The following is a 25,184-nucleotide window of genomic DNA, read 5'->3' as shown; positions in this document are numbered from 1 at the left end:
CTTTTATGGATGCGCCTGCCGCACAGGCGCTTTCGCAGTTTCGCTTAACCCACCTGCTCTTCTTTGGCGCGCAGGCGAATGCTGAGTTCGCGCAGCTGCTTGGCGTCCACCGCTCCCGGGGCGTCGGTCATCACACAGGCCGCACTCTGAGTTTTCGGGAAGGCGATGACGTCGCGGATAGAGTCGCTGTCGGTCATCAGCATCACCAGGCGGTCGAGACCAAAGGCGAGGCCGCCGTGGGGAGGCGCACCGTATTTGAGCGCGTCCAGCAGGAAGCCGAACTTCTCACGCTGCTCCTCGGCACTGATCCCCAGCGCACGGAACACCACCTGCTGCATATCCTGATTGTGGATACGGATGGAACCGCCACCCAGCTCGGTGCCGTTCAGCACCATGTCGTAAGCACGGGACAGCGCTTCCAGCGGGTTCTTCTCCAACTCTTCCGCGGAGCAGGACGGCGCAGTGAACGGGTGGTGCAGCGCGGTAACACTGCCATCGTCGTTCTCTTCAAACATCGGGAAGTCCACAACCCACAGCGGTGCCCACTCGGACACGTACAGGTTCAGGTCCTCACCCAGCTTGCAACGCAGGGCGCCCAGGGCCTCGGAAACCACCTTGCCCTTGTCGGAACCGAAGAAGATCAGATCGCCATTTTCCGCCTGTACGCGGTCCAGAATTGCCCCGCGCACTTCGTTCGGCAGGAACTTGACGATCGGCGACTGCAGGCCGTTTTCCAGGTCGGACTTGTCGTTGACCTTAATATAGGCCAAACCCTTGGCACCGTAGATGGAGACATACTTGGTGTAGTCGTCGATCTGCTTGCGGGTCAACTTGTCGTTGCCACCGGGAACTTTCAGTGCGGTAACGCGGCCTTTGGGGTCGTTGGCCGGGCCGGAGAACACCTTGAATTCCACTTCGGTCATCAGATCCTTGATGTCCACCAGCTCCAGCGGGATACGCAGGTCCGGCTTGTCGGAGCCGAATTTTTCCATCGCCTCGGAGAACGGCATACGCGGGAATTCGCCCAGCTCTACGCCTTTCAGCTCTTTGAACAGCTTGCGGATCATGCCCTCAGTGATGGACATAATCGCGTTTTCATCGAGAAACGCGGTCTCGATATCGATTTGGGTAAATTCCGGCTGGCGATCTGCGCGCAGGTCTTCGTCGCGGAAACACTTGGCAATCTGGTAGTAGCGGTCGAAACCGGAAACCATCAGCAGCTGCTTGAACAGCTGCGGGGACTGCGGCAGGGCGAAGAATTTGCCACCGTGGGTACGGCTTGGCACCAGATAGTCACGGGCACCTTCCGGGGTGGCGCGGGTGAGGATCGGGGTCTCGATATCCAGGAAACCCTCGCCGTCCAGGTAGTTGCGGATGGCGTTGGTGATCTGGGAGCGGAAACGCAGGTTGCGCTGCATTTCGGTGCGACGCAGGTCGAGGTAACGGTACTTCAACCGCACATCCTCACCCACCGCAGTGTGCTCATCCAGCTGGAAGGGCGGCGTTTCTGCGCTGTTGAGAATCTCCAGCTGCAGACCGTAAACCTCGATTTCGCCAGTGGCCATGTTCGGGTTTACCGCTTCCGGCGCGCGCGCGCGCACACGACCGGTCACCTTCAGCACGTACTCGCTGCGCACGCGGTCGGCAAGTTCGAAGTGCTCTGCGGCATCCGGGTCAAACACCACCTGCGCGATACCTTCGCGGTCGCGCAGATCGATAAAGATAACCCCGCCGTGATCGCGGCGGCGGTCTACCCAGCCACACAGGGTTACTTCGCGGTCAATATCGGCGGATCGCAGGGCGCCACAGTAGTCGGTGCGCATGGAGTCTTATTCCCTTAGTAATGTTTCAATTCTGCTTGTTGTCTGTCCCAGCCGTGGGCTCCGGGTCGCTCAGCTGGCCTTGGATTCTGTGCCGCCGCCACTACCGGCGGGCTTGGCGGCATCACCGGCAAGGTTTTTCTTGCTGCCGGTCTTAAAGTCGGTCTCGTACCAGCCGCCCCCCTTGAGGCGGAACCCGGCGGCGCTGATCTGTTTGCTCAGCTCCGGTTTGTTGCATGCAGGGCAGTCTGTCAGCGGAGCATCGCTCATACGCTGCAGGGCTTCCATCTGATGGCCACAGGCCTGGCACTGGTATTCGTAGATAGGCATCGCTTGTACCCAGATCTCACTGAATATAAAGGGGCGCAGATTATACATGAGCACCCGCAAGGGAAGAAGAAGGCAGTTCTCCACAGACACGCTGTGCTTCCAGAGACGGTCAGCAGCGGTATTTAAGGGCCATTTTTCGAGCAAACCCCTGTAAAAAAGCACTTTTTTTCTGTTTTTACCCCGTGCGTGCGGACAAAAACTGGATATACTTCAGCTCAGTACTTGGGTAAGCCCTTGCTTAACAGCCTGGCGAACCTTGATGTACATACACTTTCACTGGAAAAAACACCTATATAGAAGGAAGCTAACTATGGCCGCGAAGAAGAAAGCAGCAGCTAAGAAAGCACCCGCCAAGAAGACTGCAGCCAAGAAGGCTCCAGCCAAGAAAGCAGCAGCCAAGGCCGCACCCAAGGCCAAGAAAGTGACTGCAATCAAAGAGAAGTACACCAAAACCCAGATTCTGAACCAGATTGCCGAGAACACCGAGCTGTCCCGCAAGCAGGTTCAGTCTGTTCTGGACGAGCTGACCGATCTGATCGAAGGTCATGTCAAGAAGCGCGCAGTAGGCGAATTCGCTCTGCCGGGCCTGATGAAAATCACCACTGTGAAGAAGCCTGCCAAGAAGGCACGCAAGGGTATCAACCCCTTCACTGGCGAAGAGACCGTATTCAAGGCCAAGCCTGCGAGCATCCAGGTCAAGATTCGCCCGCTGAAGAAGCTGAAAGAGATGGCCGAGTCCTGAGTCTCGCCGCTTTCAGTCAGGAAAACCCCGCTTCTGCGGGGTTTTCTGCTTTTGGGGCCCCGGGGGGATAAGCCACGCCGCGGATAATCGCGAGGCGCGTCCGCCCCTACCAAAACCCCCGCCCACCGGCGTAAAATGGCCGCCCTTTAAATTTCATCGACACTAAAAGAAAGCACTATGCGCGCATCCCGCTATCTGATCGCCACCCAGAAAGAAACCCCTAATGACGCCGTGGTCATCAGCCACCAGCTGATGCTGCGCGCCGGCATGATCCGCCGCCTGTCCTCTGGCCTTTACACCTGGTTGCCCACCGGCCTGCGGGTGTTGCGCAAGGTGGAAAAAATCGTGCGTGAGGAAATGAACAATGCGGGCGCACTGGAAGTACTGATGCCTGTGGTTCAGCCCTCGGAGCTGTGGGAAGAATCCGGTCGCTGGCAACAGTACGGCCCGGAACTGCTGCGCATCCAGGATCGTCACGACAACTCCTTCTGCCTGGGCCCAACCCACGAAGAAGTGATCACGGACCTGATCCGCACCGAGGTAAACAGCTACAAGCAGCTACCGGCAAACTTCTACCAGATACAGACCAAGTTCCGCGACGAGATCCGCCCGCGTTTCGGCGTGATGCGCGCGCGCGAGTTCACCATGAAGGATGCCTACTCCTTCCACCTGAACGCGGACTCCCTGCAGGAAACCTACGATGTAATGCACGATGCCTACTGCCGCATCTTCGACCGCATCGGCCTGGATTACCGTCCGGTGCTCGCGGATACCGGCTCCATCGGCGGCTCCCACTCCCATGAGTTCCACGTCCTGGCCCAGAGTGGTGAGGACGATATCGCCTTCTCTTCCGAAAGCCGCTACGCAGCCAACGTGGAGCTGGCGGAAGCCGTGGCGCCGGCCGGCGAGCGCCCGGCGGCGAGCAAGGCCATGGAGGAGTTACACACCCCGGGACAAAAGACCATCGCGGCTCTGGAAGAGGCCTTCGGCATCCCGGCAAATACATCGGTCAAAACCCTGATCGTGCTCGGAGAAACCGAGGAAGAGGACGCAATCGCGCCGCTGGTCGCGCTGGTACTGCGCGGAGATCACGACCTGAACGAGCTGAAAGCCGAGAAGCTGCCCGGCGTTGCCAGCCCGCTGACGTTTGCGCCGGAAGAGCGCATCGCCAAAGAACTGGGCTGCGGTATTGGCTCCCTCGGTCCTGTTGGTCTCGAGATTGAAGTACTGGTGGATCGCGCTGCGGCGCACCTGGCAGATTTCGTGTGCGGCGCGAATAAAGATGACTACCACCTGACCGGTGTTAACTGGGAGCGCGATGTGGCGCTGAAGCGGGTTGAAGACCTGCGCAATGTGGTTCCCGGCGATGCCAGCCCGGATGGCCAGGGCACTCTGGAAATCAAGCGCGGTATCGAAGTCGGCCATATTTTCCAGTTGGGCACCAAGTACAGTGAGGCAATGAACGCGTCGGTACTGGATGAGAACGGCAAGGAACAGGTGATGACCATGGGTTGCTATGGCATCGGTGTTTCACGGGTGGTGGCTGCGGCGATCGAGCAGAACCACGACGATGCGGGCATCATCTGGCCGGAGGCCATTGCGCCGTTCCAGCTGGCGATTGTGCCGATCAATATGCACAAGAGTGAGGCGGTGCAGCAGAAATGTGAGCACATTTACGAGGCGCTGACCGCCAAGGGTATCGATGTGCTGCTGATGGACGAGCCCAAGGCCCGCCTGGGCGGGATGCTCGCGGATACGGAACTGATGGGTATTCCCCGCCGTATTGTGGTGGGTGACCGCGGTCTGGAAAAAGGCAATATCGAATACAAGGGCCGCCGCGACAGTGAGAACCAGGAGTTCTCCGCAGATCAGATCATCGACACCTTGCTGGAAATGATCCCGCACTAAACCTCTCCCCCATCCACTTACGAAGCCCTTTGTCGTGCTTCGTAAGTTAGCTCGGTGGCGGCCAAGCACTGGGTGGAGGGTTTCAGGACCGCTGTGAATACATCCCTGTAAGCTTCGTCGCAAACGTCCCTGTTTGCGACGATCCTGAAACCCTCCACCCAGCACTTGACCTTCGCATTACACATTGAGCTCTGCCCAATTCGCCGGAATTACTGAACTTGGATGTGAAGGCCCTGCTAGCGGGTACCCCTTTGCGGGACCGTATGCGGCCTGGATGGCCGCATCCGAGCCCCCATGGATGGGTTTACGGCGTGTCTCGCAAAGGGGTACCCGCTAGCAGGGCCGCTGCAATGCCTAAAACGATGCTCCCGAAGACCCTTGCACAGATCCCTTTCCCGGTACCGAAAGCTCAACGCTTCCCGTAAAATCCCACCCCATGATAAGAAAAGCCTTCTCCACACTGCTGCTGTGCCTGCTGAGCACCACGGTGTCTGCCCAGGTAAAAGAGGTAGACCCCAAGCTCCTGCTGGCCCTGAAAAGCGCCGTCACCGAAGCCGACAGCTTCGCCGACCGCTTTGATGCGGAAGTCTGGCTGATGGCCAAATCCCAGCCCCTCGCCCGCTATATCAAGGACCCAGAGGAACGCATGCGGGTGCTGAAGGCCATCCACCGCGAAGCCACCCGCGCGGAGCTGCAACCGGAAATCGTCCTCGCCGTCATCCAGATTGAAAGCGCCTTCGATCCCTACGCCGTATCCCGGGTCGGAGCCCAGGGCATGATGCAGGTAATGCCGTTCTGGAAAAATGAGATCGGTCGTCCGGAAGACAACCTGATCAATATGGAAACCAACCTGCGCTACGGCTGCACCATCCTCAAGCACTACATAAAGAAGGCCAAAGGCAACATGCCCAATGCGCTGGCCTACTACAACGGCAGTTACGGCCGCCATACCTACAGCCGCAAAGTGCTGGATGCCTGGGCTGATCGCTGGAGATAGCACATAAAGGGCAACGCAATCCGGTATAAAAACGATAAACCCGAGGTACCCGATGAGTTACAGCTTTTTTACCGGCGCCGCCTGTAGTCTGCTTCTACTGGCCGCGGCAAGAATCGGGATTGGTCACCAGCAGCGCACCCGGAATCCCTGGCTGCTGATACTGATTTTTGGTGCATTTGTGTATCTGTTGCGCCCCCTGCTGAATGATCAGGACTCCCTCATCAACCTGCTGATCGACCTTCCCACCCTGTTGATCCCCGGCGCATTCTGGATATTCACCCACCAACTTTGCAGGGAAAAAGATCCGTTTCCGCGCTGGGGCTGGGCATTGATCCTTCTCGAACTGACCATCGACCTGGCCAGCCAGCTCCATCTCCATTCCTATTTCTATCCGCTGGCGCAGCCCTTCAAGCTGGGATTGATCGGTGCCGGCCTGGTGACCCTGCTGCAACAGCTGCAATCGGATCTCGTTGCAGAGCGCCGGCAGTTACGCATCGCCCTGCTGATCGCCATCGGCAGCTATATGGTGATCGTGGTGTGCGCGGAGTTTCTGTTTTCCTACTTCCCGATACCCGCCGGTATTCCCACATTGCACGCCGTCATGGCCAGCGCCCTCGCCTTCGCCGCCTGCCTGTGGCTGCTGGCGCTGTCGCCAAGGGCGCTGGAGGAATCCCTGTCGTCACTGCCAGAGCCATCCCCCGGACATGTGGAAGGGTCACATACGGTCAAGACACACCAGGCTTCTGATAGCACAGCAAAACTCCCGGCACTCGATCAGAGCCAGCGTCAGCTGCTCGATAACCTGCAGCGCCATATGCAAAACGGTGGCTACCGCCATACCGGGCTTACCATCCGCGAGCTGGCGGAGCAGCTGGGGAGCCGCGAACATATTCTGCGTGCCCTGATCAACAAGCACCTGGGTTTCCGCAATTTCAACGAGTACCTGAATCAGTTTCGTATCGACGAGGCCAGCCGTCGCCTTGCCGACCCGGATGAGGCTCATTTGCCGGTGCTTACCATCGCGCTGGATATCGGCTACCGCTCACTCAGCCCATTCAATGCAGCGTTCAAGCGGCGACATGAACAGACACCGACAGAATTCAGGCGTGCGCGATTGCCCGGCTGATACCGGTTGTCTACCTAGGAAAAAAACGGGTGGAAATCAAATTGGTAAGCGATAGGGTGAGTTAAAAAATCCGTCAGATTTTTTTCGTTTTCCGCAAGCTAAAACCCGCCCCCTGAGCCACACTAAATCTTGCAGGACCTGCTCTGCAGGCACTAGCCCAGTCACCACCTCGTCTGCGGACAGGTTCCTGCAAGCTCCCTCATCGCGCTTTCCCATCTATCCACTGGCTCACCCATCCCCCTCTGCAGCAGCAGAGAAAGACACCGCATGCATGAATCCGATGGGTATGGAGGGTGCCACGAGGCCTGAACGCCCCGCGGCAAATAAGAAGGGTTATTCTTTCGGGGAGGACATGTATTTGATCAGCGCCTTGTAGTCATCGTCGCTGCAATCGGAGCACATGCCACCGGGGGGCATGGCGTTCAATCCATTCTTTATCGAACTCACCAGGGCATCCATCCCTTTGTCCAGACGCGGCTTCCAGGCTTCCGTATCGTGAATCTTCGGTGCGTTGGCCACCCCAGCGGCATGACACACCATGCACGCTCTCTGGTATTTTTCCTCAACGGTTTCAGACACCGCGATAGCGGAAAAACCGGCGGCCAAGGCCATTGCTACGGAACAAACCGTGGTACGTATCGATAATTTCATCCGCGAATCCATCCATTCAGCGACTGCGCAGCGTCATGACGCTACACAGACAATTGATTTCAACCAGTAACCATCAACCACAAGGAAAACTGCGCCACTCGGCGGCAAAACCTCCCCGCGCATCGTACAACTGTATACAGGGTTGCGATGCTATCCAAGCCCGCCGGCTGAATTTGACCCCGCAATACCATCAGCTTATCGCCCAGCCAATCACTGTGCTTTCGGCAAATTGGGACAGTAAATTTTCATTCTTGAACTATCCTGATTGGCAGAGAAATTCTTTCCCAGCGAGCCATCGCCATAAAAGCATAAGTCGGAGTTCGTGAATGAATCTGATCTGGATCAAGGATCCCAGTATTCAGTTTGCCGCAATCGGCGCCCTGCTGTTTGCCGCCAATGGCTTTTTCCAGGGTAGTGATCCCGGGGATGAACAGGAAATAGTCATCACCCAGAACCGAATTGAACATTTATCCGCCATTTTCGAACGCGGCTGGCAACGCCCTCCGGGACCAGACGAACTGCGCGGGCTGATTGATGACTTTGTGCGCGAGGAAGTGCTGTATCGCGAAGCGGTCAAAATGGGGCTGGATGAAAACGATACCGTGATCCGCCGCAGATTGCGGATGAAAATGGAGTTTCTGGCCAAGGACCTGGTAGACGCCATCGAACCCAGCGAGGAGGTCCTGCAGCGCTACTACAACGACAATATCGACAAATACACCCTCCCCGCCCGCTATACCTTTGAACAGGTTTTCCTCAACAGCGACAAACGCAAAGAGGTATCCGAAGACGCCAGAATCCTGCTGACCAAGCTGACCGCGGGCAGTGATCCGCGCAAGCTCGGCGATCCCAATATGCTGCAGTACCGCTTCGAGAATGTGAGTGCGGAACGGATTGATCGCCTGTTCGGCAGCGACTTCTCACTACAGTTCCCGGACCTCGAAACCGGCCAGTGGATTGGCCCCCTGACATCTTCCTATGGTGAGCACCTGGTACGGATTTCCGACGCCACCCCACAGCAACAAGCGGAGTTTTCCGCGGTGAAAGCGGATGTGCTGAGGGACTGGCAGGTAGAAGAGCAACAGAACATCCTGCAGATCCAGTATCAAACCCTGCGTGAAAACTACCGGATCAGCATCGCCGAGCCGATGGCCAACGGGGAGGCGATAAAACAATGAGACTGCTCACGCTTCTGGTATCACTCTTAACCCTGGTGGCAACACTACTGCTCTCGTCCGCTTCTCTTGCACACGAACTTCGCCCGGCTTCACTGAGCGTAAATCAGACAGCGCCAGAGCAGTTTGACGTGACCTGGCGGGTGCCCGCGCGAGGTGATATGCGGCTTTCCCTGTATGTCCAGTTCGATGAGCAGACCCAAGAGCGCAGCCTGCCCACTGCACAGATGGCAGGCGGCTATTATGTGGAGCGCTGGCAAATCTCCCATCCGGACCAACTGATCGGCAGTACCATCGCCATTGATGGCCTGGCGAACACCATGACCGATGCGCTGGTACGTATCAGCTGGCTGGACGGACGGGAACAGGTCGGCCGCCTGCTACCGGATCGAACCAGGCTGCAAGTGGAAGAAAGAGCGGGCATGGCAGAAATTGCAGGCACCTACTTTGTACTCGGCGTCGAGCACATTCTGCTGGGGATAGATCACCTGTTGTTTGTGCTGGCGCTGGTGGTGCTGGTCAGCGGCGGACGCCAGCTGATAGCCACCATCACCGCCTTCACCGTGGCCCACAGCATTACCCTGGCGCTGGCGGTACTGGGTGTGGTTTCCGTCCCCCAGGCACCTGTGGAGGCCGTCATTGCCCTGAGTATCGTGTTCCTCGCCACGGAAATCCTGCACAAGCTCGAGGGACGCAAGACACTGGCCATTCGCATGCCCTGGGTAGTGGCATTCGCCTTTGGTTTATTGCACGGGCTGGGATTTGCGGGGGCGCTTTCCGAGATCGGGGTGCCGGAACACGCGATCCCCCTGTCTCTGGGGCTGTTCAACGTCGGGGTCGAGGCCGGTCAGCTGGCGTTTATCGCCGGCGTTTGTGGCCTGATGTTTTTACTGCGCCGGGTAAAACCGGTGCAGTTGTGGGAGATCAGGACCGGCACCAGCGCTACCACAGCATCGGCCCTGCCGGTCGCTTATATTGTGGGAGGGCTTTCCGCCTGGTGGTTGATTGATCGCACCATTTCGCTGGTGGTGTGATCCGCAACACCTTTGCCACTACAACACTCTCAGAACTGCATTCAATCCTGAAACAGCAACTCCAGCGGGTACCCGGTAAACGGCTTGGTTTTTTCGATAACCAGGTGGGAGGTCATCCGGGTGATCGCCGCATCTTCATCTGCCAGTAACTGTTCGGAAACACGGTTGAAGTCCCCCGCGTCCGGACATACAAAGCGCAGCATGTAATCGAATTCACCAGACATTTTTACGCAGGATACAATCTGCTCGATCTTGTTGATGGCGCGACGGAAACTTTCGCTGGTGCGGGCATCCTGCCGCTTCAACGCCACATTCACGTAAAACTCCGCATGTCGCACCTTGTCCAGGTTGACCTCCGCCTGAAACTCGCGGATAAATTTTTCAGTAGTCAGCTTCTTCACCCGCGCGAGACAGGCGCTCTCCGAAAGCCCGATCTGGTCTGCCAGATTGAGGTTGCTGATACGCGCATTGGTCTGCAGGACTTCGAGAATCTTGAGATTGTGACGATCTACTTTCACGGTAATTTTCTTTATGTAATTTTCAGCAAGGCCCAGGTGTCCGGGGCCAACTGCTCAAGGATAACGGTAATTCTGCGGGGGGAATACTCCACAGGAAGTATTCCCCCAAACGCCCCGGGATGTTTCTCAGCCCGCCTTGAGACAACCGCCCACGACAAAGCGTTCAATACGATCCAGTGCGCGCATCAATTCGCCCTCATCGGCAGCCAGTGTCAAACGCACATGGTTTACCGCACTCGGTCCGAACGGTTTTCCAGGCAATACTGATACCAGTTCTGCATCCAGCAGTGCCCCGGCAAAAGCCTCGCCGTCTTCGGCTACCGCAGAGACATCCACCATGACAAACATACCGGCTTCCGGTGAATAGCAGCTGAGCCCCGGAATCTTGCCGATACGCTCGACAATCAGGTCGCGGCGCTTCTCGTAGGCATCTCGCATCTGCTTGACGAAGTAAGTATCAAACTCCAGCGCGAACGCCGCGGCTTCCTGAATAAACTGGGGTACGCCGAATATGGTGGCCCCGGCGTATTCGATCAGGCGCTCCACCAGTTCACCCTGCGCCACCGCCCAACCCAGTCTCCAGCCGCTCATGGCGTGGGACTTGGACAGGCCGTCGATCACCACCACGTTGTCCAGGTGATCGGCAGCCGTGCGCAGGGAAGTGTGACGGCGGGCGAAGGTGATCATGGAGTACATCTCATCGGAGATGAGCCAGATATTGCGCTCGCGGCAGTATGATGCGAGTTCACGCAGTTGCTCCGGCGTGGCCATGGCACCGGTGGGGTTGACCGGGGTGTTGATCATCACCGCGCGGGTTTCTTCACTGATCGCCTGCTTGATGGTTTCAATATCGAACGCGAAGCCCTGATCCGGAGGACAGGCAACCTTGCGCACATCCAGCTGCAGCGCATCAGTGATCGGCACGTAGCCGATATACATGGGCTCGGGAATAACAATCTGTTCCCCGGGATTCAGCAAACAGGACAGCACCGCATAAATGGCGTTGGTGCCGCCGGGGAAAACCACCACATCATCGGGATCACAGGGATGCGGGCTGACCTTGCTTTCGATATCGGCAATGGCACGCCGCAGCATGGCCTCGCCGGCCGCCGGCGAGTAATGGGTGCGACCCACGCCGAGACGGGCGCGGGCGAAGTCGAGGATTGGCTCGGGCGTATCGAAGTTGGGATCTCCCACACACAGGAAGATGACATCCTCTCCCTTGTCCGCCAGCGCGTGGGCGCGGTCGCTGACTGCCCAGACATCGGCATCGGCGGAGTGGAGGGCCTGACTCTGTTTGCTGAACCGGGGAGTGTACATCGTGCTATTCCATCTTCTGGCGTTGTTATCGATCACTCTAAGGTAGCAACCAGCGAGGTAATCGATATCGCTTCACGGCGCAGGTTTTCGCAGCAGCCCGGTTATTTTTCCGGGTTTACCGCAGAAAATTCGGCAGCGGTACCACGGCCAGCCCTCAGAATCGATAGTTAATGCTCAATCCGCCCACGGTGTCCTCCGGCCGCACCAGCAGGTCCGCGGCAACGCGGAACTTGTCATTGACGCTCACCCCCACCATGGCGCCCACACCATTCTGGAAAAATCCCGTGTTTTTACTGCGGTAGGAAGGCAGGCGCGCCCAGTTATTGAAGATGGAATTCACCCCGATTCCCAGGTCGGCATAATCGTCACCGGCGGTATGTTCCAGCCAGAACTCACCAAACCACTGGTGCTCTGCGGACTTGGGACTGTTGTAGAAGAAGCCGGCTTTGCAGCGGCGAAAATCCCGGTCCTGGCCGCGCACCCACAGCCCCAGGGGATCCCTGCGCTCACCGTAGGCACCGGCGTAAGTGAGATTGATGGATGTCTTTTCATTGAATCCATTGACGTCTATACGGTTCCACTCTGCAGACACAAAGGGCCCCATATGACTGTCGAGATTGCGGCTGGCATCATAGCCGGCGCGCAGGGAGGCACTGTAGCCGTCACCCTTGGTACTGGCGTTAAAGCGGTGACGGAATGTGTCTCCCAGATAAATAGTGCGATTGATATCGCGGTACTTGATATCCGAGAAGCCAACGGCGCCGTCGACAAACCAGAAATCATTGTCCCAGCGCGCAAACGCACTGTAGTTAAAATTTCGCGATTTCAACCGCAGGTTCCGGGGCTCGTATACGCTGCGACCGTAGGACATCCCGACGCCCCATTCGAGGTTCTCGAACCCGGCGAAGCTCATGCCAAAGAATCCATCCCAGGCCGGGTAATCGTCGTTGAGGGCCGGTCCCGCACCCAGCTCCGCATGGCCCAGGCTTGCGCCAAAAAATACTGTGGTAAATGGATCCCGATAGCGTTGTGAGATCAGGTGGTGATCAATATTGACCCGATGCTGACGCGAGTTCTGGTAACCGAGATCCGGCAGTAATCCAAACCCCACCGCGGCAGTAAGGGTTTCGTAGTAGTAGTCACCGAGCAATCGCTGCCCCGCCAGCGTCGGGTGAATAGCGTCGTAAAACACCAGCATATCAGCGTTGGGATCGGTACCGTTGGCGCCGTAGACCGGATGGGGGTTGGCGCAATTGACGTAACAGGTATCGCTCTGGTTGATATCCGCAAAGCCGAATGCCGCCGGGTTATCCAGCACCAGTTCGAGCACACCCTCCAGGTCCAGCAGCAGAATATTACCCACGTCGTTAACCTGCCGACGCAGCCTGTCGTTAAACATTTCGGTGCCACTGTTGGCGTAATTGATCGCCGCCGCACCTTGGGAGTACACCGCAGGGGTATTACCAATGGCCGGGGCATTGGTCATCACAACATATTTGGCCCCCGCCGCCTTGAGCTCACTACCGGCGGTGGACAGAAAGGTCGCAGCCCGCTCCATCGACATAAGGCTCAAGGTGCCATTGCGCACGCCGTCGAGGATATTGTTCCCCCCGGCATTGAGAAAATAGAGATCACTGCTGACCGGCGTATTCTGGGGCAGATACCCCTGGCCGGTGGCAAAGGGCACCCCGGTCAGGGTGATATTGTTGTTCGGGTCGTCCACCAGGGCCTGCAGGGCCATTGGGTCATTGAACGCGGCGGTAGCGGCCAGTACCTCTGCCGGACTCAGGTAGGGACTCTCCCCGGCAAGCGGATCGCAAATGCCATCTTCTCCGCAACGGCTCGAATCCGGCAATATGGTGGTCAGTGTATTGTGGTCGGCGACAGTGGTATCCGGGAATAGCTGACGGAAGCGCTGCGGGCCCACCACATCGAGTAACACATCGGCGGTGCGGTTGCCGCCCACGCCCCAGTTGGGACCATTGGTGAGGACGGAATTACTAATCTGCTGCAACTGCTGATCCAGGCCACCGGGTGCCGGGGCACAGGGAATTGCACCGCCAAAACGCGGACCCAGACCATAGCAGGAGTTTTCCTTGGCAAGCCCGAGACGATCTGCGAGAAACGACGGGGCCGGCTGGCGCGGGTAGATACCCAGCGGGTCGTCACTGGTAAAAATACCCGCATTGCCATTATCGGAGAGGCTGTCCCCGAACACGATCAACGATCGGTAGAGCGGTTCCTCGGCGTAAACCGGGGATACCCCCAGGGCCGTACAGATGGCGAGGGATAGTGCGCCGGGAAGATATGAGACTTGTTTATTGGGAGTTCCAAAAAAGAACACTGCGGCCTCCTTGCCACGGCGGAAATTCGTGGCAAGTATAGGTCAGCAGTGACGCTTCAGCGGGGGGATACTGCGGCTCAGGAAACACCGCCGTCCGCGGGCTCCATCTGCTCAACCAGCGGCACCAACACACCGCTGAGGAATGCGGCCAGCAGGCTCCATACCAGGGCGATGGCCAGCAGGCACTCCCACATGGGGCGCCCCCAGCCCGCGGGGCCGAACTGTACGCTGTTGATGTAGAACGCGGGCGCCACCAGCAATCCTACCAGTGCGGCCCACAGCGGCTTGTTGATCAGCCATGACAGGGAGTAGCGCATGGTGGTCGCCAGCATGGCCCAGATACAGATGGCCCAGGCGGGCGGCAGGTTGGAGCGATAGTCCTGCACACCACTGGCCATAAAGGCCCACTCCACAGCAAAGCCACAGAAAATAAAACCGAGAATCACGAAGATATCCCGCACATCCCGCCAGAGGATAAAGTGCAGCATCAACACAACAAACAATGCAATCAGTGCCATCGCATTGCCATACAACAGAGCCATCCACCAACCGGCGATAAACAGGATGAAGTTGGCCAGCTTTTTATAATTCATTGGCGACTCATTTATCAGAAGGCATCTGTACCGCGAGCGCGTCACACCGGACAATCCCGGGATATTGAATAAATCAGAGGTTTCCTAAGACTTCAAGTTTGCGAACGCCTCTATCGCTTTTTTGCGCGATTCCGTCACATCGCAGATAGGCTGGGGATAGCCATCCTGCCCGAACAAATCCTGCTTCGGACAGTGAATATCCTTGTCGGAAAGCGATGCCAGCTCTGGCACAAAGCGGCGAATAAAGGTCCCATCCGGATCAAATCGCCTGGACTGGCTGTAGGGATTGAACACTCGGAAGTAAGGCGCCGAATCGGTACCGGTGGATGCCGCCCACTGCCAGCCGCCATTATTAGCGGCAAAATCCGCATCCACCAGCTGCTGCATAAAGTAACCTTCCCCTTTGCGCCAGTCGGTGAGCAAATTCTTGGTAAGGAATGATGCCACAACCATGCGCAGGCGATTGTGCATCCAGCCGGTTTCATTAAGCTGGCGCATGGCGGCATCGACGATCGGCACTCCAGTCTGTCCCTCACACCAGCGCGCGAAGTCTTCGCTCCGCTGGGACCACGGCACGCCCTCGGTTTCCGGCTTGAATGGCAAATTGCGGCACACCCGTGGGAAGTTCACCACCAGGTGCTGATAAAACTCCCGCCACAGCAGTTCATTCAGCCAGCTACTGGCGCCTTCGCTCAGGCTGCCTTTACCACCCATCCACTGCCCTGCATTGGCATCCAGTGCCATCTTCGCGCACTGGCGAACAGAAATGGCACCGCAATTCAGGTAGGGCGATAGTCGCGAGGTATTTTCTCTTGCGGGAAAATCCCGCCATTCTTCGTAATCGGCCACGATATTGGCGAATGCCTTCAGGCGCTTGAGTGCGGCTTTTTCGCCCACATCCCATTCCAGTACCTTGTCGCTGCCCCCTGCAGCCACGCCGTATTTGCCCACAGTTTCGGGAATAGTCCGCACCAGGTTGTTCTCTCCCGTCAGCGCGATCCACTCGGGCCACTCGGACTCGTGTTCCGCACCCAGCGCGCGCGGGGCAGGCAGGGGGGCAAATCCTTCGCCACTATTTCCATGGCGGGAGATAAATGCGCGCTTGAATGGCGTGAATACCTTGAAGCCATCACCGCTGTTGGTTGTCAGGCTGCCCGGGGGGATCAGTGTGCGATCGGTACAGTACTCGACCGGCACCCCCACCTCTTTTAACGCTGCCCTCACCGCAGTGTCCCTGCGCAGTTCGTTGAGCGGGTACTCCGCATTGGCGAACAGCGCATCCACTTTCAGCTTGTCAGCAATTTGCACCAGCGCTTGTGGCACCTCCGCAAACGTGTTCAGTTCGAGGAAATACAGTGGAATCTGCTTTTCTGCCAGCGCGCGCTGCAGTACTGCCAGACTGCGCAGACGCATGGCTACGACATTGTCGCCATCACCATGACTGCTCCAGGTCTGCGGTGTCGCAATGTAAATGGCCGCCAGCGCCTGACAGCCTCTGGCGGCGCGATACAGGGCAGTGTTATCGGCCAGTCGCAAGTCATTGCGCAACCACACCAGCCCTCTTTGATAGGCTTTTTCAGGCATACATCATTTATTCAATGGAAATCACACAATCCCAATTCCGCCGGCTCTGCCGCCAGCAAGACCTGGTTGTGGATAAAGCTGTGGGGACTGCGTGGTAAATAGTGGCGAAGCAGGGTGAGCACCGCGGAAAGAGGCTTATGCCCTAGCCGGTATTCTTCTATCAGATCCTTGAGCTCTGCCTTCTCGCGTTTATCGAGGTACTCGCTCAGGTGACCGGCACTGTGCATCAGCGCATTGGTTCTGTCTTTGCGGGAGGCGGGCAACGACAGGATTTCCATAATGCGCCCGCGCACCTGAAAGGCCAGCTCGTCAATGGGCAGGGCTTTGGAGTCTGCCAGAAAGCGACCCAGGGCGCGGGTCTTTTCCTGATGATGTGCCAACAGCAGATATTTGTACGCGGTATAAAACTCGATGACCCGCGAGATGCGCGATTGCGACTTCTCCCCGGGCTCCGGCGACTCGGCTTCGGCCTCCGCCTCGACAAAGCGGAACCACGCATCGTAGGCAAACACACGGGTCAGGAAGTTCTCCCGCAGCTCACTGTTGTTCAACCGACCCACTTCCTCCATGGGCAGATGGGGAAACTGCTGCTGCAGGCGTCGTGCAAACACACCGATGCCCTCACTGTCGATGCCGTGACCATTGGCCAGATAGCGGCGCACGCCGCGCAAGCCACAGCTCGGGGAGTTCTGCATAAAGATATAGCCGCGCACCCCCGCCAATTCGGGAACCACCGAGTCGGCGTATTCGCGCAGCGGCGCGGTCACATCCACTTCGGCATTGTCCACCCCGACTACCCGCACCGCATCTAACGGGGCGCCGGCCTTGTCCACCAGCAAATGGATCGGTTTGCGCGGCACGCCCATACCGATCGCGACTTCCGGACACAGAGGGACATATTCAAAACACTGGCTCAGCAGCTGGGTACATACCTTACTGTGCTTGTGCCCGCCGTTGTAGCGCACCGGGTCACCCATGGCGCACTGGCTGATCCCGATTGGAATTTTCCGGGTAAAGTTCATATTTGCTGGCATTAGCCTCATGCAATTGAAGCCCTTCAGGTCTGGATCTGGCCGGCGGAACAAAGACGGTCAAAAACGCGCGAAGGTGCTTCATTTTCTTAAAAAGTAGCGGCACAAATCCGTAAGTTCAATTGCCTTCGGTGGCATACCTCTAAAGCGTGCCTCGCGATGATCCGCGTTAAAGGTTTCGCGGGCACTTAACCTTCCTATATCTACGACACCAAACACTAAACAGATGACAGGGTATTAACCGGGTAGCGGGGTTCGGATCAGCCTGCGGGGCATAATTGCACCCCACAGGCAGATAGCCAGTGAAACTGACTCATTATTCTCCCCAGTGTTCGGCTGGAGCGCAATTTCCACGCATATCCTGCGTATTTCCCGAAAGGTAGGCCATCCAGGCCGGGGAATTCCCGGTAATTGTTGCGCGGGCCGCCACCGTCGCTAAAATGCCATTCCCTTGTATAACATGTACCGATTAACCAGACCCGGGGCCCGGAATGATTCCAGCACTGCGCGAAATCAATGAAGTACAGGCGCTCTACCTGCAGTTCCTCAACGCTCTCAAGCAGGGCGGCTTCCACGGCGACAGCAGCCCGAGCTATGCCAGCCGCACCGTGCTGTCCACCGACAACTCCATCTATCAGGTACTGCCCCAGGCGGTGGTTTACCCGCGGGATACCCACGACCTGCAGTTACTGATGACGCTGGCGGACCGCGAGGAATTCCACAAAGTCGTGCTCTCCCCTCGCGGTGGCGGCACCGGAACCAATGGCCAGTCACTGACCGACGGTATCGTGGTGGATATTTCCCGGCATATGAACCGCATCCTCGAGATTAATGCGGAGGAAGGATGGGTACGGGTTCAGACCGGGGTTGTGAAGGACCAGTTGAACGCCGCACTCAAGGCCCATGGGCTGTTTTTTGCCCCGGAGCTTTCCACCAGTAACCGCGCCACCATCGGCGGCATGATCAATACCGATGCCTCCGGGCAGGGTTCCTGCCTGTACGGCAAGACCCGCGACCACGTGCTGGAGCTGAAAACCGTGCTGATGGGCGGTGAACTCTGGCACTCCCACGCGCTGGAAGACGAGCGACTGGCAGAGATTGCCAGCAACGACAGCCGCTCCGGTAGAATCCACCAGCTGGTGGATGCGATCGAGCAGGACAAACGCGCGCTGATCGACGCCAAGTTCCCCAAGTTGAACCGCTGCCTGACCGGCTACGATCTGGCACACATCCGGGACCGGGATAACGGCAAAGACGGCCGCTTCAACCTCAACAATATCCTGTGCGGATCCGAGGGCACCCTGGGCTTTATCGCCGAGGCCAAGCTCAACGTGCTCAAGATTCCCAAGTGCGCGGCGCTGGTCAACCTGAATTACGACCACTTCCAGGATGCGCTGAAAGACGCGACCGACCTGATGAAGGCCGGCCCTACCTCTATCGAGACCGTGGACAGCAAAGTACTGCAGCTGGCCATGGGGGATATGGTGTGGGACAGCGTGAGCGAATTCTTCCCCCAGGACGAACGCCCGGTGAACGGCATCAACCTGGTGGAATACACCGCGGAATCTGAAGAGGCACTGAATGAAGCGCTGGCGAAGTTTACCGCCCATGTGGACAGCGCGATCGGCCAGCCGGGCAAGAGTTTTGCCTATACCATCGCCCGCGGTCACACTCAGGTGAACAAAATCTGGGCCATGCGCAAGCGTGCGGTGGGCCTGCTGGGTAACGCCAAGGGTGAGCAGCGCCCCATCCCGTTTGTCGAGGACTGCGCGGTACCGCCGGAGAATCTCGCCGACTTTATCGCCGAGTTCCGCGCAGCACTGGATCAGGCGGGCTTTGCCTACGGCATGTTTGGCCACGTCGATGCCGGCGTACTGCACGTGCGCCCGGCCATCGATATGAAAGACCCGGAGCAGGCCAAACAGGTCCGCCTCATCACCGAACAGGTGGTAGAGCTGGCGCAGAAATACAATGGCCTGCTGTGGGGTGAACACGGCAAGGGAGTGCGTTCGGAATTTGCGCCGGCATTCTTCGGTGAGCTGTATCCGGAGCTGCAGAAGATCAAGGCCGCCTTCGATCCTCGCAACCAGCTCAACCCGGGTAAAATCGCCACCCCCAGCGTCGCCTCAAGCCTGCTAAAAATTGACGAGGTACCCACTCGCGGCGAGCGCGACCGGACGATCCCGGCACAGGTGTGGGAGGGCTATTCCGAGGGGGTTTACTGCAACGGTAACGGCGCCTGCTTTAACTGGAACCCGGACGACGCCATGTGTCCGTCCTATAAAGGTACCCGCAACCGTATCCACTCACCCAAGGGCCGCGCCTCGCTGATCCGCGAATGGCTGCGCCTGTTGGCGGACCGCTCCGTGGACCCGGAAGCCGTGGCGCGCAAAAGCCGCGAGCAATCCTTCCTGATCGGCCTGCCCGGTCGCATCAAGAACTCCCTCGCCAGGGCGCGCGGCGAATACGACTTCAGCCACGAGGTAAACGAGTCGATGCAGGCCTGCCTGGCGTGCAAGTCCTGCGCTGGCCAGTGTCCGATCAAGGTGGATGTACCCACCTTCCGCGCCAAGTTTCTCGAACTCTATTACAGCCGCTATCTGCGCCCGCTGAAGGACTACTTTGTCGGTGGACTGGAATTTGTCATGCCACATCTGGCACAGGTGCCGCAGCTGTATAACTGGCCGCTCAGGCTGAAGCCGGTACGCTGGCTGATGGAGCGCGGACTGGGACTGACGGATTCCCCCTCGCTGTCGGCAACACGTCTCGACAAAGTCATGCGCGAACTGGGCGTGCCCTACGCCAGCCGCGAAAGCCTGCGCGCAATGGGCCCTGCCCAGCGCGCCAAATCAGTAGTGATCGTGCAGGATGCTTTCACCAGCTACTTCGATGCCGATGTGGTGGCAGACACCCTGCGCCTGCTCAAACTGCTGGATTTCAATCCGCTGGTTGCCCCCTATCGCGCCAACGGCAAGCCCCTGCATGTACACGGTTTCCTGCGCCAGTTTGCACAGGCCGCCGCCAGCAACAGTGCCATGCTGAACAGCCTGGCCGAGAGCGGTGTGCCGCTGGTGGGCATCGACCCCTCCATGACCATGACCTACCGCTCCGAATACCAGAAACTACTGGGAGATAAAGCCCCCCAGGTACTGTTGCTACAGGAGTGGTTGGCGCAGCACACGGATCACCTGGCGGGAAATCGCAACCGTCTCAAGGACGCGCGCTTTACCCTGCTCCCCCACTGCACCGAGCAATCCAACGCCGCCGGCTCCACGCGCCAGTGGCAGCAGGTGTTCGCGGCGCTGGGAATGGAGCTGGAAACCCAGGCTGCAGGCTGTTGCGGCATGGCCGGAACCTACGGCCACGAAATGGCCAACAAGGAGACCTCGCGGGTCATCTTCCAGCAATCCTGGGCGCCCAAGCTGAACGGCGATACCCGTGCCATTCTCGCCACTGGTTACTCCTGCCGGTGTCAGAGCAAACGATTTGCACAAACAGAATTGCGCCATCCGCTGCAAGCGCTACTGGCACAAATCGAAGATTCGGGGTTTACTGTCAGTAATCACTAACTTGTCCACCGGCCCCTTCATGGGTGCCGGTGGAGTTCCGAGATGGACTGACTATGCTGGCCCCGCGCAAACCGCCGTTTTCCTGGATTTCCGCCACCGCGGTGACACTTTCCGCACTGCTCGCTTTCGCCGCCATGGCCCAGGCAGAGCCCGCGTCCGCCGGTGACGTGGCGCCGCTGATCATGGAGGCGGAAGAGTACGCACTGGAAGGTAACTACGACGCCGCACTGCCCCTGTATGAACGGGCCATCGCCGGCCTGTCAGCGGAACCCCACCGCCAGAACCAGCTGCGCTACCGCTACGGCATCATCCTCAATGCCCTCGGCGGGCAGCGCCCGGACCTGTATCCGCTGGCCCGCGGCCAGTTCGAAGCGGTACTGGCCTATATCGAGTCCTCCCCGGGTCTGCCCTTTGAACATTCCGCCGCACGGGTGCGCTCCGCCATCGCCCACACCTACCACCAGCACTCGGCCCTGCAAACCAACCCCAACAAGCGCGCCGCAATGCTGCGCAACGCCTATCAGCTCTACACCAGTGCCATGGATGAACTGCGGCGGGAAGAGGACTGGCAAAACCTGGCCATCACTTCGTTTAATATCGGCCAGGTGTGCGAATGGCAGGGCAACCTGGAAGAGGCCATCCAGTGGCTTGAGCAGGCCGTGGCGCTGGATAAACGCCACGGTTTCCCGGATCTGGAGGAAGACCTGGCTTATCTGACCGCACTGCGGGACCTGGTCAATCCCGAGCGTCCGGTGGGCAATACCGCCATCTGAGTCGCCACTGCACGCCACGAATCAGGACTAAAATTCCCCTGCCCCCGCTGACCACGCTCCTCAGCGGGATAATTTCTTAATCTGTACATACTCCCGAACCGGGATAACCCCCCTCTTCCAGGGCGATTCCTATCGCCCCAATAGTTAAACCCTTTCGCAAATAGCGAACATTCATGAAACTGATCCCGGTTACAACGCTGTCATCGATACGCTCCACCCCGATTTGAACAGCTAGTCACAAATAAACTGAAAAAAATTTTGTTCCAGCGAACGCGAAGTCGACACCCTGAAATCGTATAAATTTCCACCAACTCAAGATGGCATCGCTGTCATAGGGAAAACCCGACTGGCAACCGGGTACCAATAGAAATCGATTTGACCCACCTCACGCTGTCATATTCCCGTCATACACAGGTATTCAGTTCCAATACCGAGCCCTTATCGGCCATATGAGACTCAGGCTGAAATCTAAACGAATACTCTGTTGGGGAATTCGCCGGTATCACCGGAAAGATTGATTCCGGTCCGCGGATCTTTAATATGGCCCGTCCTGATCAAAGATTGATCACTTATGACGAAATCAACTTGGAGGCCGAGCAGACAATTCAAGTCTGTGACTGAAGGGCTTTCGGAGGTACTGAACTTTATGCGACAGAGTCTTAAAAAGTATGTGATTGTACTTGCAGCATCACTCTCGGCACTGGCCGGTGGAGACGCCTTTGCCGCAATCAAGGGGACCGACAAGGAAAAGAAGTCGATGACCGTCACCGCGACGGCCTACAACTCCGTTAAAGGCCAGACCGACGACGATCCCTGGACCGCGGCCTGGAATAACCGCCTGCGCCCCGGCGACAAGATCATTGCTGTTTCCCGCGACCTGGAGAAACACGGCCTGACCAACGGCGCCAAGGTGAAAATTGAAGGTCTGCCCGGCACTTACACCGTGCGCGACCGCATGAACAAGCGCTACACCAACCGTATCGACGTGTGGATGGAAAAGGACATCAAGAAAGCGCGCAAGTGGGGCAAGAAGAAGCTCAAGATCATCTGGCACCACAACGACAAAAAATAATTCGCCAAGACGGCCTATGAAAGTTTACAGGGCTTAGCCACCACAGCTTTCACACAAAACCCCGCATCTGCGGGGTTTTGCTGTTTTGCTGCGCGATAAAAACATCGTTCGAATCAGGGCTCCGTGGTGGTATCCACCCCTGGTAATTCACGGCAGTCATCATTCTCGATGTAATAGATACTCGGCTGGCGTGCCTGGTTATAGCGGTGCTCGATACCCTCGTCGCGAAACACCAGCAGGTATTCCTCTTTAGCCCAGCCTTTTTCCGTGCGGTACTCGCTCAGCCACAACAGCGCCGGTGAATCCTCGTGGCATTTGCCGTAAAACATGCGCGTCTTTTCCACCAGTTTCTTGCTGAGATAATCGCGATATTTTCCCGGATAGGTAAAGCGTTCGCCAGACAGGTCAATGTCCGTCACGCCGTCCACATCGCCATCCATTTCCGCCTGGGCCCGATCGCGTTTTGCCGCTTCGGTTTCACCGGCATCATTACTCTCGAGACGGGCAAACTCCTCCGGCTCCGGAGGCTCATCCGAGTCCGGCGGCACACGCACGGGCTCCCCGTCACGGTCATCAATTTTTTCCAGGAAGATTGCTGTATTTTCATCGCAGTCGATACAGGTGCGCCCGGCGATAATCGCGTAGCCTTTCAGCTCGGAAATCAGCTTGGCTTCCGCGAGATCCACTTCGATCATTCGGTCATCGGAGAGCCTGAGCTCAATACCCGACTGCGCCGGCATCGCGGCGGAAAAACACAACAGGGGAATAGCGAGAAGGGGAAGGAAATTTTTCATGCAGAGCAACCACATTTAATACATCTGCAAACAGTGGCGGCCCGGTGACCGCGAGCAGTTGGCACCGCCAGGGCAACATTCCTTGCTGCCCGTTGGCGGCGCCGCGATTGGGTAGTGCTGTTACACTGTCGCGATTCCCTTCTATGTATAACCATAGCAGGCCAGAACAGACCTGCTTTGTGTGGCGCGCTTTATTTGCAATCGCTCTGGTGGATTCTGGTCACGGACACTAGGCCCATCACTGGGCCGCAACCACTAGGGTGCCTCCCATCTAGGGTGCCTCCCACCTGGGATGCCTCCCAGCTAGGGGGCCTCCCAGCTGCCGCTCGCCTCGGCGGGCCCGATAAATGCCCCCACACCTTCTTCCTTCAGTGCGTCCAGCGCTTCCTGCAACGCTTCCTCATCGGTGTCAAAGGCGTCTTCCCACACCGTGGTGTTGTTGTTCTCATCAACAATCTCCAGCAACCAGCCACCCTCGCCATCGCTGTAGATATCGATATTGACGGTGTGGTTGCCATCGCTGTAAGCGCGGCACAGGGGAGATTCCTGGGGAGTAATGTCATCGGCCATGGGGAAAACCTCGCTGGCATTCAGGGCTGGAGCTGGATGGACGGCGGCGGAACGCGCACTCTCCGACTATAGATGAACAGCCGGTCAGGCACAGACATCCGCTGTCGAAAAAGTGTACGACACCTGCCGGATTTTTCCGTTAAAATGCGCGGCGATTTTTACCCAATGCCCCGGATTTGCGATCCGGCCTGCAAAAGGACATTCCTATGACCAGTTCCACCAATGTTGTGGTGTGTGCGCTGTACAAGTTTGTCAGCCTCGACAACTTCGAATCCCTGCGTGAACCCCTGCTCAAAACCCTGCTCGACAATGAAGTGCGCGGCACCCTGCTGCTGGCTCGCGAGGGCATCAACGGCACCGTGGCTGGCAGCCGTGCCGGCATCGACGCCCTGCTCGCCTTCCTCAAGTCTGACCCGCGTCTGGCGACCCTGGATTACAAGGAATCCTACACCGCCGAGATGCCGTTCCTGCGCAGCAAAGTCAAACTCAAGCGGGAAATCGTCACCATGGGTGTGGAGGGGATAGACCCGCGCCGTACCGTCGGCACCTATGTCAAACCCCAGGACTGGAATGCCCTGATTTCCGATCCCGAAGTCCTGCTGATCGATACCCGCAACGACTACGAATTTCAGGTGGGCACCTTCGAACACGCGGTCAACCCAAACACCACCACCTTCCGCGAGTTCCCCCAGTACGTCAAAGAACACCTGGATCCGCAGAAACACAAGAAAGTGGCAATGTTCTGCACCGGCGGCATCCGCTGTGAAAAATCTACCGCCTACCTGAAAGAACAGGGCTTTGACGAGGTGTATCACCTGCAGGGTGGCATCCTGAAATATCTGGAAGATGTCCCCAAGGAAGAAACGCTTTGGAAAGGCGAGTGCTTTGTGTTTGACGACCGGGTAACCGTCAATCACGACCTGGAGCGCGGCAGCTACGAGCAGTGCAATGCCTGCCGTATGCCAGTAACCGATGAAGAAATGCAGTCAGAGCAGTTTGAGCAGGGAGTCAGCTGCCCGCACTGCTACGACTCGGTGCCGGAGGCGGACAAGGCGCGTTTCCGCGAGCGCGAAAAGCAGATTCAGCTGGCCAAAGCGCGCGGCGAGGACCACCTGGGACAGGACGCGAAAGCCACCACCCTCGCCCGCCGCAAACAGAAACAGGAACTGCGCCGCCAGCAGGCGGAACAGGCGCAGCGTTCCTGATTTTCAGTCTTCCTGTACTAATCCAATC

The 25,184-nt window shown here is 57.9% G+C and carries 21 protein-coding genes; 10 read left to right on the top strand and 11 right to left on the bottom strand.

The window, feature by feature from the left end:
- Positions 1 to 44 precede the first annotated feature (44 nt).
- Together aspS and HUW35_RS10855 are read right to left on the bottom strand one after the other, a co-directional pair.
- The gene (aspS, locus tag HUW35_RS10860) at positions 45 to 1,823 is read right to left on the bottom strand and encodes an aspartate--tRNA ligase (protein ID WP_181252362.1); all 1,779 of its coding nucleotides are present in this window, start codon (positions 1,821 to 1,823) and stop codon (positions 45 to 47) included.
- A gap of 69 nt (positions 1,824 to 1,892) precedes the next feature.
- On the bottom strand, positions 1,893 to 2,150 hold the full coding sequence (locus HUW35_RS10855) for an FmdB family zinc ribbon protein (protein WP_181252361.1): 258 nt from the start codon (positions 2,148 to 2,150) through the stop codon (positions 1,893 to 1,895).
- A 310-nt stretch (positions 2,151 to 2,460) separates the two neighbouring features.
- On the opposite strand from HUW35_RS10855, the gene HUW35_RS10850 reads away from it, so the two are divergent.
- The 4 genes from HUW35_RS10850 (at position 2,461) to HUW35_RS10835 (ending at position 6,923) form a co-directional block, all read left to right on the top strand.
- Positions 2,461 to 2,892 carry an HU family DNA-binding protein gene (locus HUW35_RS10850; protein ID WP_181252360.1) on the top strand — a complete coding sequence of 144 codons (432 nt, stop codon included), beginning with the start codon at positions 2,461 to 2,463 and terminating at the stop codon, positions 2,890 to 2,892.
- Between the two features lie 177 nt (positions 2,893 to 3,069).
- Positions 3,070 to 4,800 carry a proline--tRNA ligase gene (locus tag HUW35_RS10845; protein WP_181252359.1) on the top strand — a complete coding sequence of 577 codons (1,731 nt, stop codon included), beginning with the start codon at positions 3,070 to 3,072 and terminating at the stop codon, positions 4,798 to 4,800.
- 436 nt (positions 4,801 to 5,236) lie between these two features.
- Positions 5,237 to 5,797, top strand: coding sequence for a lytic transglycosylase domain-containing protein (locus HUW35_RS10840; RefSeq protein WP_181252358.1), 561 nt, complete (start codon positions 5,237 to 5,239; stop codon positions 5,795 to 5,797).
- Between the two features lie 52 nt (positions 5,798 to 5,849).
- Positions 5,850 to 6,923 (top strand): helix-turn-helix transcriptional regulator, encoded by a 1,074-nt coding sequence (locus HUW35_RS10835; protein WP_181252357.1) that lies wholly within the window; start codon positions 5,850 to 5,852, stop codon positions 6,921 to 6,923.
- Positions 6,924 to 7,256: 333 nt separating this feature from the next.
- On the opposite strand, the gene HUW35_RS10830 is transcribed toward HUW35_RS10835, so the two are convergent.
- A complete protein-coding gene (locus tag HUW35_RS10830) occupies positions 7,257 to 7,574 on the bottom strand; it encodes a cytochrome c5 family protein (RefSeq protein ID WP_305075928.1) in 318 nt (105 codons plus the stop codon).
- Positions 7,575 to 7,900: 326 nt separating this feature from the next.
- Here HUW35_RS10830 and HUW35_RS10825 point away from each other — a divergent pair, with 326 nt between their 5' ends.
- The gene (locus HUW35_RS10825) at positions 7,901 to 8,752 is read left to right on the top strand and encodes a peptidyl-prolyl cis-trans isomerase (protein ID WP_181252356.1); all 852 of its coding nucleotides are present in this window, start codon (positions 7,901 to 7,903) and stop codon (positions 8,750 to 8,752) included.
- Positions 8,749 to 9,783, top strand: a complete 1,035-nt coding sequence (locus HUW35_RS10820) for a HupE/UreJ family protein (RefSeq protein WP_181252355.1) — start codon at positions 8,749 to 8,751, stop codon at positions 9,781 to 9,783. Before HUW35_RS10825 ends, HUW35_RS10820 begins: the two co-directional genes overlap by 4 nt.
- Before the next feature lie 41 nt (positions 9,784 to 9,824).
- On the opposite strand, the gene HUW35_RS10815 is transcribed toward HUW35_RS10820, so the two are convergent.
- From HUW35_RS10815 to HUW35_RS10790, 6 genes are all read right to left on the bottom strand, one after another.
- Positions 9,825 to 10,301 (bottom strand): Lrp/AsnC family transcriptional regulator, encoded by a 477-nt coding sequence (locus HUW35_RS10815; protein ID WP_078084471.1) that lies wholly within the window; start codon positions 10,299 to 10,301, stop codon positions 9,825 to 9,827.
- Positions 10,302 to 10,427: 126 nt separating this feature from the next.
- Positions 10,428 to 11,621: a pyridoxal phosphate-dependent aminotransferase gene (locus HUW35_RS10810; RefSeq protein ID WP_181252354.1), complete on the bottom strand. Its 1,194-nt coding sequence runs from the start codon at positions 11,619 to 11,621 to the stop codon at positions 10,428 to 10,430.
- 154 nt (positions 11,622 to 11,775) lie between these two features.
- Complete coding sequence (locus tag HUW35_RS10805) at positions 11,776 to 13,965, bottom strand: autotransporter outer membrane beta-barrel domain-containing protein (RefSeq protein WP_181252353.1); 2,190 nt, start codon at positions 13,963 to 13,965, stop codon at positions 11,776 to 11,778.
- Between the two features lie 77 nt (positions 13,966 to 14,042).
- Positions 14,043 to 14,558: a DUF2878 domain-containing protein gene (locus tag HUW35_RS10800; protein WP_181252352.1), complete on the bottom strand. Its 516-nt coding sequence runs from the start codon at positions 14,556 to 14,558 to the stop codon at positions 14,043 to 14,045.
- A gap of 84 nt (positions 14,559 to 14,642) precedes the next feature.
- Positions 14,643 to 16,142 carry a deoxyribodipyrimidine photo-lyase gene (gene phrB / locus HUW35_RS10795; protein WP_181252351.1) on the bottom strand — a complete coding sequence of 500 codons (1,500 nt, stop codon included), beginning with the start codon at positions 16,140 to 16,142 and terminating at the stop codon, positions 14,643 to 14,645.
- An 11-nt stretch (positions 16,143 to 16,153) separates the two neighbouring features.
- Positions 16,154 to 17,176: a DUF523 and DUF1722 domain-containing protein gene (locus HUW35_RS10790; protein WP_255463234.1), complete on the bottom strand. Its 1,023-nt coding sequence runs from the start codon at positions 17,174 to 17,176 to the stop codon at positions 16,154 to 16,156.
- A 488-nt stretch (positions 17,177 to 17,664) separates the two neighbouring features.
- Between HUW35_RS10790 and HUW35_RS10785 the strand changes: the two genes are divergently transcribed.
- The 3 genes from HUW35_RS10785 to HUW35_RS10775 all read left to right on the top strand — a co-directional run bounded on the left by HUW35_RS10785 (position 17,665) and on the right by HUW35_RS10775 (position 22,587).
- Positions 17,665 to 20,742 carry an FAD-binding and (Fe-S)-binding domain-containing protein gene (locus tag HUW35_RS10785; protein WP_181252350.1) on the top strand — a complete coding sequence of 1,026 codons (3,078 nt, stop codon included), beginning with the start codon at positions 17,665 to 17,667 and terminating at the stop codon, positions 20,740 to 20,742.
- Between the two features lie 53 nt (positions 20,743 to 20,795).
- Positions 20,796 to 21,515: a tetratricopeptide repeat protein gene (locus HUW35_RS10780; RefSeq protein WP_181252349.1), complete on the top strand. Its 720-nt coding sequence runs from the start codon at positions 20,796 to 20,798 to the stop codon at positions 21,513 to 21,515.
- 646 nt (positions 21,516 to 22,161) lie between these two features.
- A complete protein-coding gene (locus HUW35_RS10775) occupies positions 22,162 to 22,587 on the top strand; it encodes a 3D domain-containing protein (RefSeq protein ID WP_181252348.1) in 426 nt (141 codons plus the stop codon).
- A 113-nt stretch (positions 22,588 to 22,700) separates the two neighbouring features.
- Here HUW35_RS10775 and HUW35_RS10770 read toward each other — a convergent pair whose 3' ends face one another.
- Together HUW35_RS10770 and HUW35_RS10765 are read right to left on the bottom strand one after the other, a co-directional pair.
- Positions 22,701 to 23,381: a hypothetical protein gene (locus HUW35_RS10770; protein ID WP_181252347.1), complete on the bottom strand. Its 681-nt coding sequence runs from the start codon at positions 23,379 to 23,381 to the stop codon at positions 22,701 to 22,703.
- A 303-nt stretch (positions 23,382 to 23,684) separates the two neighbouring features.
- Positions 23,685 to 23,951, bottom strand: coding sequence for a hypothetical protein (locus HUW35_RS10765; RefSeq protein ID WP_181252346.1), 267 nt, complete (start codon positions 23,949 to 23,951; stop codon positions 23,685 to 23,687).
- Positions 23,952 to 24,157: 206 nt separating this feature from the next.
- Here HUW35_RS10765 and HUW35_RS10760 point away from each other — a divergent pair, with 206 nt between their 5' ends.
- Positions 24,158 to 25,156: a rhodanese-related sulfurtransferase gene (locus tag HUW35_RS10760; protein ID WP_181252345.1), complete on the top strand. Its 999-nt coding sequence runs from the start codon at positions 24,158 to 24,160 to the stop codon at positions 25,154 to 25,156.
- Positions 25,157 to 25,184: the final 28 nt, after the last annotated feature.

The sequence above is a fragment of the Microbulbifer sp. YPW1 genome, assembly GCF_013367775.1.
Classification (GTDB): domain Bacteria; phylum Pseudomonadota; class Gammaproteobacteria; order Pseudomonadales; family Cellvibrionaceae; genus Microbulbifer.
The sequence above is the reverse complement of the archived record's forward strand: the minus strand, read 5'-3'. Positions and strand labels throughout refer to the sequence as shown.